At 68.7% G+C, this 13,989-nt stretch carries 13 protein-coding genes; 8 read left to right on the top strand and 5 right to left on the bottom strand.

The window, feature by feature from the left end; all coding sequences use genetic code 11:
* Nucleotides 1-13: 13 nt before the first annotated feature.
* A complete protein-coding gene (locus tag EIZ45_RS09275; RefSeq protein WP_037813407.1) occupies nucleotides 14-628 on the bottom strand; it encodes a TetR/AcrR family transcriptional regulator in 615 nt (204 codons plus the stop codon).
* A 101-nt stretch (nucleotides 629-729) separates the two neighbouring features.
* On the opposite strand from EIZ45_RS09275, the gene EIZ45_RS09270 reads away from it, so the two are divergent.
* From EIZ45_RS09270 to EIZ45_RS09260, 3 genes are all read left to right on the top strand, one after another.
* A complete protein-coding gene (locus tag EIZ45_RS09270) occupies nucleotides 730-1,515 on the top strand; it encodes an SDR family NAD(P)-dependent oxidoreductase (protein WP_134662254.1) in 786 nt (261 codons plus the stop codon).
* Between the two features lie 88 nt (nucleotides 1,516-1,603).
* A complete protein-coding gene (locus EIZ45_RS09265; RefSeq protein WP_134662253.1) occupies nucleotides 1,604-2,512 on the top strand; it encodes an NAD(P)-dependent oxidoreductase in 909 nt (302 codons plus the stop codon).
* Nucleotides 2,513-2,558: 46 nt separating this feature from the next.
* Entirely contained in the window at nucleotides 2,559-3,203 is a 645-nt protein-coding gene (locus tag EIZ45_RS09260; RefSeq protein ID WP_134662252.1) for a GntR family transcriptional regulator, read from the top strand.
* Nucleotides 3,204-3,287: 84 nt separating this feature from the next.
* Here EIZ45_RS09260 and EIZ45_RS09255 read toward each other — a convergent pair whose 3' ends face one another.
* The gene (locus tag EIZ45_RS09255; protein WP_134662251.1) at nucleotides 3,288-3,515 is read right to left on the bottom strand and encodes a hypothetical protein; all 228 of its coding nucleotides are present in this window, start codon (nucleotides 3,513-3,515) and stop codon (nucleotides 3,288-3,290) included.
* A gap of 190 nt (nucleotides 3,516-3,705) precedes the next feature.
* Here EIZ45_RS09255 and EIZ45_RS09250 point away from each other — a divergent pair, with 190 nt between their 5' ends.
* Complete coding sequence (locus EIZ45_RS09250) at nucleotides 3,706-4,704, top strand: alpha/beta fold hydrolase (RefSeq protein WP_134662250.1); 999 nt, start codon at nucleotides 3,706-3,708, stop codon at nucleotides 4,702-4,704.
* Nucleotides 4,705-4,778: 74 nt separating this feature from the next.
* Here the strand turns inward: EIZ45_RS09250 and EIZ45_RS09245 are convergent, their stop codons facing one another.
* Entirely contained in the window at nucleotides 4,779-6,122 is a 1,344-nt protein-coding gene (locus tag EIZ45_RS09245) for a PQQ-binding-like beta-propeller repeat protein (RefSeq protein WP_134662249.1), read from the bottom strand.
* 330 nt (nucleotides 6,123-6,452) lie between these two features.
* On the opposite strand from EIZ45_RS09245, the gene EIZ45_RS09240 reads away from it, so the two are divergent.
* Genes EIZ45_RS09240 through EIZ45_RS09230 form a run of 3 tightly spaced genes read left to right on the top strand, consistent with a single transcriptional unit; the run spans nucleotide 6,453 to nucleotide 11,962 of the window.
* Nucleotides 6,453-8,300, top strand: a complete 1,848-nt coding sequence (locus EIZ45_RS09240; protein WP_205671772.1) for an alpha-L-fucosidase — start codon at nucleotides 6,453-6,455, stop codon at nucleotides 8,298-8,300.
* Nucleotides 8,301-8,309: 9 nt separating this feature from the next.
* The gene (locus EIZ45_RS09235; RefSeq protein ID WP_134662248.1) at nucleotides 8,310-10,121 is read left to right on the top strand and encodes a beta-N-acetylglucosaminidase domain-containing protein; all 1,812 of its coding nucleotides are present in this window, start codon (nucleotides 8,310-8,312) and stop codon (nucleotides 10,119-10,121) included.
* An 11-nt stretch (nucleotides 10,122-10,132) separates the two neighbouring features.
* On the top strand, nucleotides 10,133-11,962 hold the full coding sequence (locus EIZ45_RS09230) for a beta-galactosidase (RefSeq protein ID WP_134662456.1): 1,830 nt from the start codon (nucleotides 10,133-10,135) through the stop codon (nucleotides 11,960-11,962).
* 31 nt (nucleotides 11,963-11,993) lie between these two features.
* Here EIZ45_RS09230 and EIZ45_RS09225 read toward each other — a convergent pair whose 3' ends face one another.
* On the bottom strand, nucleotides 11,994-12,476 hold the full coding sequence (locus tag EIZ45_RS09225; RefSeq protein ID WP_134662247.1) for an Lrp/AsnC family transcriptional regulator: 483 nt from the start codon (nucleotides 12,474-12,476) through the stop codon (nucleotides 11,994-11,996).
* Nucleotides 12,477-12,536: 60 nt separating this feature from the next.
* Here EIZ45_RS09225 and EIZ45_RS09220 point away from each other — a divergent pair, with 60 nt between their 5' ends.
* Nucleotides 12,537-13,553 carry a Glu/Leu/Phe/Val dehydrogenase gene (locus tag EIZ45_RS09220; RefSeq protein ID WP_167754198.1) on the top strand — a complete coding sequence of 339 codons (1,017 nt, stop codon included), beginning with the start codon at nucleotides 12,537-12,539 and terminating at the stop codon, nucleotides 13,551-13,553.
* Between the two features lie 56 nt (nucleotides 13,554-13,609).
* Here EIZ45_RS09220 and EIZ45_RS46030 read toward each other — a convergent pair whose 3' ends face one another.
* Nucleotides 13,610-13,765, bottom strand: coding sequence for a hypothetical protein (locus EIZ45_RS46030; protein ID WP_086024889.1), 156 nt, complete (start codon nucleotides 13,763-13,765; stop codon nucleotides 13,610-13,612).
* Nucleotides 13,766-13,989: the final 224 nt, after the last annotated feature.

The raw sequence follows: 13,989 nt of genomic DNA, 5'->3' as shown, positions 1-13,989 counted from the left end.
CGGCGCGGAAAGGTCAATGGTCTCGCGAGACGTCGAGCCCGCTCGACAACCCGCGGAAACACCGCACCGCCAACTCCACCGGTGCGGCCTTCTCCTCAGTCCCAGCCCACAGCTCCAGCGAGATCCGAATCGCATCCGTCGCTGCGGCCGCCACCAAATGCACCGTCACCTCGTCCGTCTCCGGTGCCAGCCGCGCCAGTACCGGTCGCAGCCGGGTCTCGGACTCGCCGTTCACCCGGTGCCACACGGCCGCCAGCGCCGAGTCGTCCCCGCTGGCGGCGCGCAGCAAGCCGCGGGTCCAGCTGAATTCCTGGGTCGCGTCCGCGGCGGAGATCGTCTTGTGGATCGCGTCCTCGACCGCCTTCAGCAGCGGCGTTCCTTCGGGCGTCGACGCGAGGTGGTCCCGCCACGAATCGGCGCCCACGACCAGCAGCGGGGCGACCGCGTCCTCTTTCGTGCGGAAATAGCGGTAGAAGGTGCGCGGCGCGACGCCCGCCGCGGCGGCGATCGCTTCCGCGGTCGTTCCCTGTGCGCCATGCTCGGTGAACAGGCGTGCGGCGGCGCGGGCGATGTCGAGTTGCGTCGCCGCTTTGCGCCGTTCGGTCAGGGTCGGGGTCTTTCCGCTCACCGCGACCACGCTACCCGATCACTGTCAAGCATGCAGATCTCGTCAAGGTGGCACAGTGTGCCAGGTAGGCGTAAGGTGGCGGCAGATGAAAGGAGCGGACCATGAACCGTTACGAAGGACGCCGGGTGCTGGTCACCGGAGCGGGCTCGGGCATCGGGCAGGCGACGGTGCTGCGGATGCTGGCCGAGGGCGGGCGCGTCGTCGCCGCGGACGTGAGTGAAGCGGGTCTGGCGGACACCGTCGAGAAGGCGGGCGACGCGGCGGACCGGCTGAGCACCGTGGTCGTGAATGTCGCCGATGAAGCATCAGTGAAGGCTGGGGTCGCGTCGGCGGTCGAGCAGCTCGGCGGGCTGGACGCGCTCGTCAACGCCGCGGGCATCCTGCGGTCGGCGCACACCCACGAGATGCCGCTCGAGGCGTTCGAGCAGGTGCTGCGCGTCAACCTGGTCGGCACGTTCCTGGTGATCCGCGAGTCGATCCCGGCGCTGCGCGAGGGCAGCGGCCCGGCGGTGGTGAACTTCAGCTCGACGTCGGCGATGTTCGCGCACCCGTACATGGCGGCGTACGCGGCGAGCAAGGGCGGCATCCAGTCGATGACGCACGCGCTGGCGTCCGAATACGCGAAGGACGGCATCCGGTTCACCGCCGTGCAGCCCGGTTCGATCTCCTCGGGCATGACCGACGGCAGCGGCAAGAGCAAGCAGAGCGTCGGCCCTGGCTTCCCCGAGGACGCCGACTTCACCCTGCTCGGCAAGCTGCTTCCCGCGCTGGGCCAGGGCTTCGCCGGTCCGGAGACGGTCGCGTCGGTCGTCGCGATGCTCGCCAGCGAGGACGCCGCGTTCGTCACCGGCACCGAGGTCCGCATCGACGGCGGCACGCACTTCTGATGCGCGATTTGTTCAAGAACTAGCCGCGGGCCGGGTCGTAGCGTCGCCGCATGACAAAGTTTTCGACCACCCGATGCGGGGTGCGGCGATGATCCTCGTGACCGGCGGCCTCGGCATGATCGGCGCGCACACGGCCCGGGCGCTGGCGGATCTGGGGCAGGACGTCCTGGTCACCGGGCACCGGCGGACGGACGTCCCCTCGTTCCTGGCGGGCCGGGTCGCCGTGGAAACGCTCGACGTCACCGACCGGGACGCGTTCCTCGCGCTCGGCGACCGGTACGACATCACCGCGATCGTCCACCTGGCGGGCAGCATTCCCGGCGACGACCCGGTCGCGTTCTTCCGGACGGACCTGACCGGCCTGGCCAACGCCCTCGACGCGGCCCGGACGTGGCGGGTGCGGCGGTTCGCGGTCGCGAGCAGCCTCGGCGTGTACGTCGGCCGCGACGAGCCGAGCTGGCACGAGGAGCTGCCGCTGCCGACCGCGGATCTGCCGCATCTGATCGTGGCGTTCAAGAAAGCCGTCGAACCGCTGACGACGCACAGCCTGCGGGGGAGCGGTGTCGAACCGGTGGTGCTGCGGATCGGGACGGTGTGGGGTCCGCTGGTCGACCCGGAATCGCCGTTCTTCCCGATCCCGTCCTACCTCAACGCCGGGCTCCGCGGTGACCCGCCGCCTCCGCTCGTCGCCGACGAGGGGTTCGACTGCTGCTACGCACCGGACGCCGGCCGCGCGATCGCGTTGCTGACCACGGCACCGTCGTTGAAGCACGACACATACAACGTGTCGAGCGGACAGCCGGTGACGAACCGGCAGTTCGCCGAGGCGCTCGCGGAGATCGCGCCGGGTGTGCCGGATCAGCTGCAGCCTGGCGGGGCGACCGGACCGTATCTGGATATTTCGCGGCTCAAGGAGGAAACGGGCTTCGCGCCGGAGTTCGACGTGCGGGCGGCGGTGGCGGATTACGCGGCGTGGCGGAAGACGAACCCGCGCTGACATCGGCCACAGTGGACGGTCCGGGCGGTGGTGCGAGAATGGCCCGATGGCAGCGGAACAGGGCGGCGAATCCGAGACCGAACGGGTCGTCCGGCAGCTCCGGGACGAGATCCTGGACGGGGTGCGCACACCGGGCAGCAAGCTCGTCGAACGGGATCTCGCCGCGGATCTCGGGGTGAGCCGGGTCCCGGTGCGGGACGCGCTGAAGGCGCTGGTCGCCGAAGGCCTGGTCACGCCGCGTCCCCGGACGTGGGCGGTCGTGCGCGAGTTCACCGCGAGCGACATCGCCGACCTGCAGGAAGTGCGCGCGGCGCTGGAAGTCCTGACGTTCAAGCTCGCGGCGACCCGCCATTCCCGCGCCGGGCTGGACCAGCTGCGGGCTGCGTTGGACGAGGAAACGGCCGCCGCCGCTGCCGGTGACGCGGTAACCGCTCACCGCGCGGCGGCGGATTTCCACGAGGCCGTGACGGCGATGGCGGGGAACGAGCTGCTCAACGAGCTGGAACTGACGCTGCGCAGCCGCATGCGGTGGCTGCTCGGCCAGCACGAGGATCTGGAGCGGGTGGCGGGGGAGCACCGGGAGCTGTACGACGCGATCGCGCGGCGGGACGTGGATGCCGTGGAAGCGTTGCTGATGGAGCACATGGAGAGCGGACGGCATTTGCGCGGGCTGGGGCGCGAGCGCGGCTGACAGGCAAAGGGAAACCCTCCGGGTGTGATGGGGGTTTCTCAGTGGCGCGGGTGCGGCGATGCGCGGCATCGGCGCGGCGGCCCCTCAGTTCGGATGCGAGATTTCGACGTAATGCTTGCCGTTCATGGGAATGCACACGGCACCGTCGGCCGTGGGGTCCGGCGGCAGGGCGCGCAGTGCACGGACACAGTCGTCCGGGGTTTCGTACGGCCCTTTGTACTCGAGATGGCTGGCGAACGCGGTGCCGCTCAGCACCAGCGCACCGCCGGTCGTAGCGAGGCAAACGGCAGCTGTGACCACGAATTTCCGCATAGGCGAATCCCTCCCGTTCCGGCGGTCGCGCCGACCGCCTCTTCACCATCGCTACCCTCGGCTGCGCGCGGCGAAGCAGTCCTTGCCTGTTCGGCACAACGGAATTGATCGAACGGGCACCGGACGCAACCCCTTGCCGGAACGGCAAGTTTCCGTGCCATTGCCGGTCCGGGCTGGCGAAACTGACCGCATGATCACCGCATCCCGGCTGGTGCCCCGCTCCGTCGCGGCGCTGGCGCTGTCCCTCCTGCTCACGGCCGGCGGCGTGGCCTGTTCCGCGCCGCCTGCCGAGCCTTACGCCGCCGCCACCCAGAACGATCCCGCGTTTCAAAGCACCTTCCGGCACGAATTCGCCGATGTCGACGGTGTCCGCATGCACTACGTCACCGGCGGCAGCGGCAGCCCGGTTGTCTTGATTCACGGGTGGCCGCAAACCTGGTACGGCTGGTGGCCGGTGATGCCCGAGTTGGCGAAACACCACACCGTCTACGCGATCGACCTTCCCGGTTTGGGCGACAGCACCGGTTCGCCGAGCGGATACGACAAAGCCACACTGGCGCGTTACGTGCATACCCTGGTGGCTTCGCGGCTCAAGATCCGGAACGCCGCGGTCATCGGACATGATTTCGGCGCTGCGGTGGCATTCCAGTACGCGAGCCAATTCCCCGGCGACACCGCGCGTCTCGGCTATTTCGATTTGCCGCTTCCCGGGCCCGCGATCAATGCCACCGTATACCGGACGTTGAGCTGGCACATCGCTTTCCACTCCCAACGTCGCGTTCCCGAAGCGGTGGTCGGCGACGATGTGCGGGAATACCTCGCGCTGTTCTATCCGCAGGTTTCCTTTGGCGGGACGGCTTTCGGCGGGAATTCGGAGCGGTCGCCGTTCAGTGAGGCGGAGGTCAACGAGTATGCCCGGACCTACAGTCGTCCCACGGTTTTGTCCGGCGGGTTTGAGCTTTATCGGGCGCTGGACAAGGATGTCCGCGACACCGTGGCGGCAGCGCCGGTGAAGGTGCCGACGTTGCTGCTGACGGCTCAGGGCCAGCTCGACGCGATCCGGGCCACGGTGGCTCCGCGGCTGACTGACATCGTCCAGGCGGCGGACGTGCCGCATGCCGGGCATTGGCTGGTCGAAGAGAATCCGCAGTTCGTCGCGGGGCAGTTGGAGCGCTTCCTGAACGGCTGACGCTCGCGGAACCAGCCCCGATCCCCGGACACGGCCGTCCGGGGATCGGGGCGAACTCGTCCGGAGCGGTTCAGTCAGGCACCGGACACCGCCACCACACCGGTCATCGTGCCCACGTAGGCGTGATCGCCGGACAAAGTGGGCGAGGCGAAATGCGGAAGAGCGCCGACGTCCAGCTGAGCCAGTACGGTTCCGTCAGCCGGTGACAGCGCGTACAGCACACCGTCGTTCCAGTCCGTCACCCATACCGCGCCGCCGCCCACGGTCGGCGAGCCGTTCGCGGTCCCCTCGGCGTGCCACGCCACGGTGGGGGTGCCGTCCGCTGCGATGCGGACCGCGCGGGGGCCGTCGTTGCACGGCAGGTACGCGGTGTCGCCCTTGGTCGAGCTGCCGCCGAAGGACTGGCAGATCTCCGCCTTGGCCTGCTGCCCGCCGATTCCGCCGAGATTGTCGTGGTGCAGCACGTATCCGGTGCCGCGTTTGCCGACCGCGATGACGTGATCGCCGAGCAGGGTCGGGCTGGACGAACCGAGATCGAGGTCCTGCGCGTTGTCGTCGGCCCAGGTGTCCGGGGCGAACAGGTCCACCCGCTGCAGCGTCGGCGACAAGGCCAGCACGGAATCGCTGTCGTCGTAGCCCGTGGTGGATTCGCCGTTGCCGACCGCGTAGAGCAGCCGCTGCCCGTCGACCACGCCGCCGCCTGGCGCCCAGATCCCGGCTTCCCTGGTGGTCGGCACGCTGTAACCGATCGGGTTAGCCCCGCTGGTGGTCGCCGACACTACGGAACCGATGTAGTTCGCGCAGTCGCCGGCCAGCCCGCCGTACGCCACGTACACGCGGTCGCCGAGCACGGTCAGCGCCGCTCGCTGCTGGTGCGCCAGCCGGTCGCCCTTAGGCGGTTCCAGTTCGGTGCGCACCTCCACCGCGCCGGTGGTGACGTTCACCCCGACCAGCACGTGCTGCCCGCCGGTGAGCTCGGCCAGCGCGAAAACCCGGGACGTGGCCTGGTCGTAGGCCATGGTGCCGGTGATGCCGAGCGGGTCGATGTTCCCGCACGGCAGCTCGGCTCTTCTCGCCGGTTCGCCGATGTGCGCCGACCAGCGGACCGCGCCGGTGGCCGGGTCGAGCGCGTAAACGGTGTCATTCTCCGTGGCAGCAAGGATCTGACCGCCGACCACCAGCGGCTGTCCGTACACCGCACCGTCCAAAGTGGCCTGCCAGGCCGTGCCGAGAGTGCCCAACGGAGCGAGATCCACGGCTTCGCCGGTGCGGGCGTTGTCGTGGTGATAGGTCGGCCAATCGCCCGCGGCGAGCTGCTGCCGGGCATGGCCTGCGGTCGCCGATGCTGGCGCCGGCGGACCGGCGCCGAGGGTGACGACTGCGATCGCGAGAACCGTGCGGAGACAATTCCTGTTCATGAGGTATCACTCCTGGTCGCTGACTAGCGACTCCCCGTATCGCAGTATCCAGCGGGGCTTCCGGTCGCGATACCTCCGAACGGCAGAACACGCGGTCACCGGGCGATCTCGACGGTGTGCGCGCGATCGGCACGATCCATCAGATCACTGGGCCTCCGCCACGTCCGCCGAGGAGCCGCGAGCAGAAGGCTTGGAACAGCGCTGATCCAAGCCTCGGCGGCTGGGTGAAAGCGGGACCTCCTCCGCCGATTAGGTCTAGACATCCGATGGATACCCGACTTACGCTCCCCGCCGTCACCGTTCGGTCACGGATCCGACAGGAGGACCGCCGTGTCGATTCCCGCGAGCCTGGCGCTTGCCGCGGTACTGGCGGCTGGGGGCACCGCCGTTCCCGCCGCCGCGGAAACCGCCGCCTGCCATGGGCCGATCCGGCCGGCCGCGATTCAGGCAGTGCAGTCGTGCGACGGCATGGACCGGATTCTCGCCAAGGCCGCCGCGACCGTGCCGCGCTCCGGGCAGATTGCCTGGCAGCAGCGGCCGGTCACCGCGTTCACGCACTTCGGCATGAACACCTTCACCGACCGGGAATGGGGTTCCGGCGCGGAAAAGGAGTCGACGTTCGCGCCTACCGCGGTCGACACCGACCAGTGGATGCGGTCGATGAAGGCGGCCGGCGTGACGCAGGTGATGCTGACCGCGAAGCACCACGACGGGTTCGTCCTCTATCCGACGCGCTACACGAATCACTCCGTCGTCGCGAGTCCGTGGTGGGTCACGCCCGGATGTGCCGACGACGCGGTGACGAAGGCCCGTGCAGCGGCGCAGAACGGGCGGGCGCAGGATCCGTCCGCGTACTGGCAGGTCCGCGCCGCCGGGTGCGCCAATCCGCGGGGGGACATTCTGCGCGACTACGTCGATTCCGCGCGGAAAGCCGGGCTGAAGGTCGGCGTTTACCTGTCGCCGGCGGACGGCGCCGAGTTGCCCAAGGAGTTCTTCGCGGACCAGGTGAAACGGGTCGAGGCGAAGGTCGCCGCGGGGCAGCCGTTGAGCATCGAGGAGCAGGCGACTTACGACGACCGCGCGAACACGCCTGCTGGTCAAGGGCGGTACGGCACGGGCAGCGCGGCGAAGGTCCGCACCATTCCGTCGCTGGTCCCGAACGACGACCGCGCCGCGGCCCTCGCCGCCGGGAAACTGCCGAAATTCACCGTGACCGAGGACGATTACAACACCTATTACCTGAACCAGATCTACGAACTGTTCACGCAGTACGGGCCCATTGACGAGCTGTGGCTGGACGGGGCGAATCCCTGGCGCGGCAACGGAATCAGCGAAACCTACGACTTCACGGCCTGGTTCCGGATGATTCACGCGCTGTCGCCGGACACCGTCACGTTCGCCGGACCGGCGGGCGTGCGCTGGGTCGGCAACGAGCGGGGCCAAGCTCGGGAGACCGAGTGGAGCGCGTTGCCGACCACGGGCGATCCGAACACCGCGCACAACGAGGAGTTGTTTGTCGGCGGCGCGGAGGGCGCCGATCTCGGGTCGCGGCAGGTGCTCGCCGACCCGTCCGTGCGGTACCTGGAATGGGCACCGGCCGAAGCTGACGTATCAATCCGGCCGGGCTGGTTCTACCACCCGGACGAACAACCGAAAACGCCCGCGCAACTCGTCGATCTTTATCGCGCCTCGGTGGGACGCAATGCCTCGTTGCTGCTGAACGTTCCGCCTGGCCCGGACGGTCGCGTTGCTCCGGCCGATGCCGCCGCGTTGGCGTCCTTCGGGCAGGCCATCGCCAGGACACAGTCGGTGAACCTCGCCGCCGGCGCGCGAGGGCTGGACGCGGTCACGGATTCCTCGCTGACCACGTCGTGGTCGCCGCCGCGCGGTGCGCTCGCCGGGACGATGGACGTGGTGTTGCCGAAGGCGGCCACCTTCGACCAGATCCGGCTGGGGGAGGACATCACCCACGGTCAGCACGTCGAGGGCGCGACCGTACAGGCCGAAGTGGACGGTTCCTGGCGCACGGTCGCGACTGTCACCACGATCGGCGCCAACCGTCTCGTCACCCTCTCGTCGCCGGTCACCGCCCGTCACCTGCGCGTGGTCGTCACGCAGTCGCGGGCGACGCCTTACCTGGCTACCTTCGCGTTGTACCGCACTGTCCCCGCCGCCTGAGAGGAAGTCATGACTCTACGCCGCAGAGTTTGGCTCGCCGCTGCTGTCGCGACGAGTGCCCTGACCATCGTCCAACCGGCCTCGGCCAAGCCAGGTCAGATACCAGTGGTTTCCCCGACGCCGCAACAGATCGACCGCGATGCTGGCGACGTATCGCTGCCGTCCTCGGTGGGACTGGTCACCGACAGCACGACTGACGGCCCGGCCAAAGATCTCTTGCTCGACCTGTTGAAACAGCACGGAGTCAAGAAGTTCAACACGGGATCGCAGCGCGGGTTCGTCATCCGGCTCAGCAATAGCGGAGACGCGCCAACGCAGGCGGAGGGCTATTCGCTTGCTGTGCGCCGCGACGGCGTGACGATCAAGGGCAGGGATGCTGCCGGGCAATACTACGGCGTGCAGACGTTGCGGCAGCTGTTCGTCCGAAGTGGACACAGCTGGGCATTGAGCGGTGTCGCGGTACGAGACTGGCCGAACATGGCGCTGCGCGGGTCGATCGAAGGCTTCTACGGTCCGCCGTGGACGAACGACGACCGGGTGCGGCAGATCAAGTTCCTCGGCGAAACCAAGGCGAATACCTACATCTACAGTGCAAAGGACGACGCGTATCTGCGGGCACAGTGGCGGGATCCGTATCCGCAGCAGGAGCTGGCCGCGCTCGGTCAGCTTGTCCGCACGGCGAACGCGAACCACGTCGACTTCACCTACGCGTTGTCGCCCGGGGTCTCGATCTGCTTCTCGTCGCCGCAGGACGTCGCCGCGGTGAAAGCGAAATTCCAGGCGGTGTACGACCTCGGCGTGCGCTCGTTCTCCCTGCCGTTCGACGACATCTCGTACACCAAGTGGAATTGCGCCGGCGACCAGGCGGCGTTCGGCGCGCCCGGTCAGGCCGCCGCGGGCAAGGCGCAGGTTTCGTTGCTCAACGAGATCACCAAGAACTTCGTGAAGACGCACGACGGCGTCCGTCCATTGCAGACGGTGCCGACGGAGTACAGCGACCTCAAGGACTCGCCGTACAAGACGCAACTACGGGAGAACCTCGACCCGTCCGTAGTCGTGCAGTGGACCGGTACCGCGGTGGTGCCGCCGAGCGTCACGAACGACGAAGCACAGCAGGTGTCCACTGTGTACGGTCGAAAGGTGTTCCTCTGGGATAACTACCCGGTCAACGATTACGAGCAGTCCGCCGGACGGTTGCTGCTCGCGCCGTACGCGCATCGCGAAGCGGGGCTGTCGAAATATCTCAACGGGATCGTCTCGAATCCGATGAACCAGGAGGCGGCCAGCGAGGTCGCCGAGTTCGGGGTCGCCGACTTCTCCTGGAACGACCAGCGCGCGACCGCCGCGCTGAAAGTGTTCGCGGACCTCGAACACCTGGCACCCGTCTTCGGGCCGACGCCGTGGCAGCCGCAAGCGCCGGTTCTCGCGGCCCGGGTCGCCGAGTTCTGGCAGCACTGGAATGCCGGCGACCACCGTGCGCTCGGCAAACTGCGCTCCTACGCCGAACAGATCCGCAACGCTCCCGCCGTGATCCGGGGCGGGCAGGTGCAGAGCGCGTTCGTCAGCGAGGCGGGCCCGTGGCTGGACGCGACCGCGCTCTGGGGCGACGCGATGGTGACCCGACTCGACGCCCTCGCCGCAACGACCCGCGGTGACGACGCCACGGCCCAGCGTCTGACCGCGGCCGCGGACGCGCTGGTCAAGCGGGCGGAAGCGGTGAAGACCGGCAAGAGCAACCGGTGGGGCGTGCGGCAGGCCCTCGTGGGCGACGGCGTGCTCGACGCATTCCTCGTCCAGGTCCGCGCGGTGACCGCCGGATGAGCGGGGGAGGGATGGACGTGAGCAGGAGGAGCTTCCTCGGCGGCGCGGCCGCGGTCGCCGCGAGCACGGTGTTCGCCGGACCGGCGGGTGCGGCCGGCCGGCGCGGGCTGAGCGTGTCCGGCGACCGGTTCTTGCTGGACGGCAAGCCGTTCCAGATCGTTTCCGGCGCGATCCACTACTTCCGGCTGCGCCCGGACCAGTGGCACGACCGGTTGTCGCGGCTCAAAGCGCTGGGCCTCAACACGGTCGAAACCTATGTGGCGTGGAATTTCCACCAGCCGGCGCCCGGCCGAGCGAATTTCCGCGGCGACCGCGATCTCGCGGGATTCATCCGGCTGGCGGGCGACCTCGGATTCCAAGTCATCGTCCGCCCGAGCCCGTACATCTGCGCGGAATGGGAATTCGGCGGCCTGCCCGCCTGGCTGCTCGCCGACCGGGACATGGAGCTGCGCTGCGCCGATCCGGCTTACCTCAAGGCCGTCGACGCGTGGTACGACCAGCTGATCCCGCAGCTGGCCCCGCTGGAAGCGCAACACGGCGGCCCGGTCGTGGCCGTGCAGATCGAGAACGAATACGGCAGCTACGGCAACGACACGAGCTATCTCGCACACCTGCGGGACAGCCTGCGCGCACGCGGAATGACGAGTCTCCTGTTCGTCGCCGACGGTGCTTCCGAATTCTTCATGCGCTTCGGCGAGCTGCCGGGAACACTGGAGGTCGGCACCGGCGACGGCGACCCAGCGCCGAGCATCGCCGCGCTGAAAGCCTTCCGTCCCGGAGCGCCGGTCATGATGGCCGAGTACTGGGACGGCTGGTTCGACCACTGGGGCGAGGCGCACCACACCACCGATGCGCAGCAAACCGCCGCCCACATCGATCAGCTGCTGGCGACGGGCGCGTCGGTAAACCTGTACATGGCCTGCGGCGGCACCAACTACGGCTTCACTGCTGGCGCCAACACCTCCGGACTGCAATATCAGCCCACCGTGACCAGCTACGACTACGATTCCCCGGTCGGCGAGGCAGGCGACGTCGGCGCGAAGTTCACCGCGTTGCAGTCGGTGATCACCAAGTACACCAAGCAACCAGTGGTCCCGCCGCCCGCTCGCTCGCCGCGCCAGCCCGCGCAGTCGGTCACTCCGTCCGGCTCAGTGTCCCTTCTGGACTCGCTGCCCGCACTGTCCACAGTGGTCCGCTCGGCCCAGCCGGTCTCCATAGAACGACTGGGACAGTCGACCGGCCTGATCCACTACCGCACGACTGTGCAAGGCCCGCATTCCGGCCCGCTGAGCATCCACGGCCTGGCGGACCGGGCACTGGTGTTCGCCGACGGGGTGCAGCTGGGGATCCTGGACCGCAACCATCCGGACGGGACGCTGGAGCTGAAGCTGGAGAGACCGCGGACGCGCCTGGACATCCTGGTCGACCCGATGGGCCGGGTGAACTACGGCCCGTACCTGGCCGATCGGAAGGGCATCGACGGCTGGGTCGCGATGAACACCCAGCAGAAGCTGTTCGGCTGGGAGATCCGTCCGCTGCCCCTGGACGACCTGTCCCGGCTGCGGTTCTCGTCCGCTCCGCCGGGCGCCGGCCCGGCCTTCCACCGCGCGACCGTCGAGGTCGCCGAGCCCGCGGACGGGTTCGTCGCCCTGCCCGGCTGGGAGAAGGGCGTGGTGTGGCTGAACGGGTTCAACCTCGGCCGGTACTGGAAGATCGGGCCGCAGAAGACGCTGTACGCGCCGAAGTCGTTGTGGCGGAAGGGGAAGAACGAACTGGTGGTGCTGGAAATGCATCATGCGGGGACGGCGATCGAGATCCGTCCGGAGGCCGACCTGGGCTGAGGGCGAGCCGTCCCGGCCGATGGCCGAGGGGTCACTGCTCCCCGGCGAGGTTCTCGATCGCCCGCTTCCGGCTGTGGTCGAACACGATCGAACTGCGGAACTGCACGACCTCCTTGCGGCTGCTGAGATCCTCGACGAGGAACGTGTGCAGCCGGGAGACGTCCGGGACCGCGACGTGCAGCAGGAAATCGTCGCCGCCGGCGAGCACGAAGACGGCCATCACCTCGGGCATGGCGAGCGCGTCGCGACGGAAGCGGTCGATGATCGGCTGGCTGAGCGGGCGGATCTGGGCGAACACCATGGCCTGCACCGACCGGCCCAGCGCGGGCAGGTCGACCTCGGCGTGGAATCCGGTCAGCACCTGGCGCGCCTGCAGCCTGCCGATCCGGTCGGAACAGGTCGACGCCGCGACGCCGACGCGCTCGGCCAGGTCGCGCATCGGGATCCGGGCGTCCTGCTGGAGTTCGCGGACGATGAGGCTGTCGATCCGATCGAGGTTCGGAGATTCGCTCATTTGCCGAACATATCACCGTCGGTGCTCCGACCAGGCGGTGGAAGGGGCAGTGTTGCGTCCGTGAACCGAACAGAGAGTTTTGCCGGGGAAGCACTGCAGGTCGTCCGCGGGGCTAGGTCGGGGGTCGCGATCGCCGTCGCGATCCATTCGACGGCGCGCGGTCCGGCGATCGGCGGGTGCCGGATCAAGGCGTACCCGTCGTGGCGGGACGGGGCGGACGACGCGCTGCGGCTTTCGGCGGCGATGACCACGAAGTGCGCACTGGCCGGTCTTCCCTACGGGGGTGGCAAAACCGTGGCGGCGCTGCCCGCGGATGGGATCGACCCGGCGCGGCGGCCGGACCTGATCGCCGACATCACCGAGGCGATCGCCGCGCTGGGCGGGCGGTACCGCACCGGGCCGGACATCGGGTCGACGTCCGAGGACATGGCGGAGATCCACCGGCTCGCGCACGGCTGGGCGTTCTGCCGTCCGGAGAGCCAGGGCGGCAGCGGGACGTCGAGCGTGGCGACGGCGAGGGGAGTCCTGGCGGCGCTTGAGGCCGGGGTCGCGCCAGGCTCGGTCGACGGGTCGCGGATCGGCGTGCTCGGGTTCGGCAGCGTCGGGCGGCTGATCTGCGAAGCGCTGATCGAGCGCGGCGCGAAGGTGGTGGTCACCGACGTCGACAACGGGCTGCGGCCGGTCGCGGAGCGGCTCGGTGCCGCTTGGACCACGGCCGACCTGGTGCGGGAGCCACTGGACGTGCTCGTGCCTGCGGCGACGGGCGGCTTGCTGACGGTCGAGTCGGCCGCCGCTTGCGGTGCGTCGCTGATCGTGGGACCGGCGAACAACCAGATCGCCGCCGAGGAGGTAGCGACGGTGTTGCGCGACCGGGGAGTCACGTGGATTCCGGATGTCGTGGCGAGTGCGGGCGGGATCATTCACGCGGTCGGCCGCGAAGAACTCGGAATGGACGAGGCGGCGGTGAACGCGAAGATCGACGCTATCGGTGACACGACGAATTCAGTACTGGCGCTTGCCCGGGAACGGGAGTGGACGACAGTGCGGGCTGCCCGGGAACTGGCGGCGCTCGCCTGAACGAAGAGCACGCCAAGGCTCTGTGAGCCTTGGCGTGCATTTCCTTTTCCGTGCGGTCAGTACCAATGCGCGCGGCCGCCGATACGGCGTCCGGTCCCGCCGAGCACCGCCAGGATCGCGCCGATCACTACGAGGGCGATCCCGATGCTCCACAAAATCTGGATCGAGGTGATGAACCCGATCACGAGCAGAATGACGCCGAGAACAATCACGGGGAGAACCTCGTCTTTCTTCTCTCGGTGGGGAATGTCGCGTGCTTACTCCCGGATACCCTCACTCGCTCGAGTGAAACATGACTTCGGCGGAGAATGCGGTCCGCGGGCATTCCCGGACACGCACCGTGAATTTGTCACCGCGTTGATCGGTTCGACGGCAGGAATTCAGGCAAATGGCGTAAGGGAGCGCGCCGGCTCCGGGGCCGCCGGGAAACCGGACG

This window comes from Amycolatopsis sp. CFH S0740 (genome assembly GCF_004522315.1).
Classification (GTDB): domain Bacteria; phylum Actinomycetota; class Actinomycetes; order Mycobacteriales; family Pseudonocardiaceae; genus Amycolatopsis; species Amycolatopsis nivea.
The sequence above is the reverse complement of the archived record's forward strand: the minus strand, read 5'-3'. Positions and strand labels throughout refer to the sequence as shown.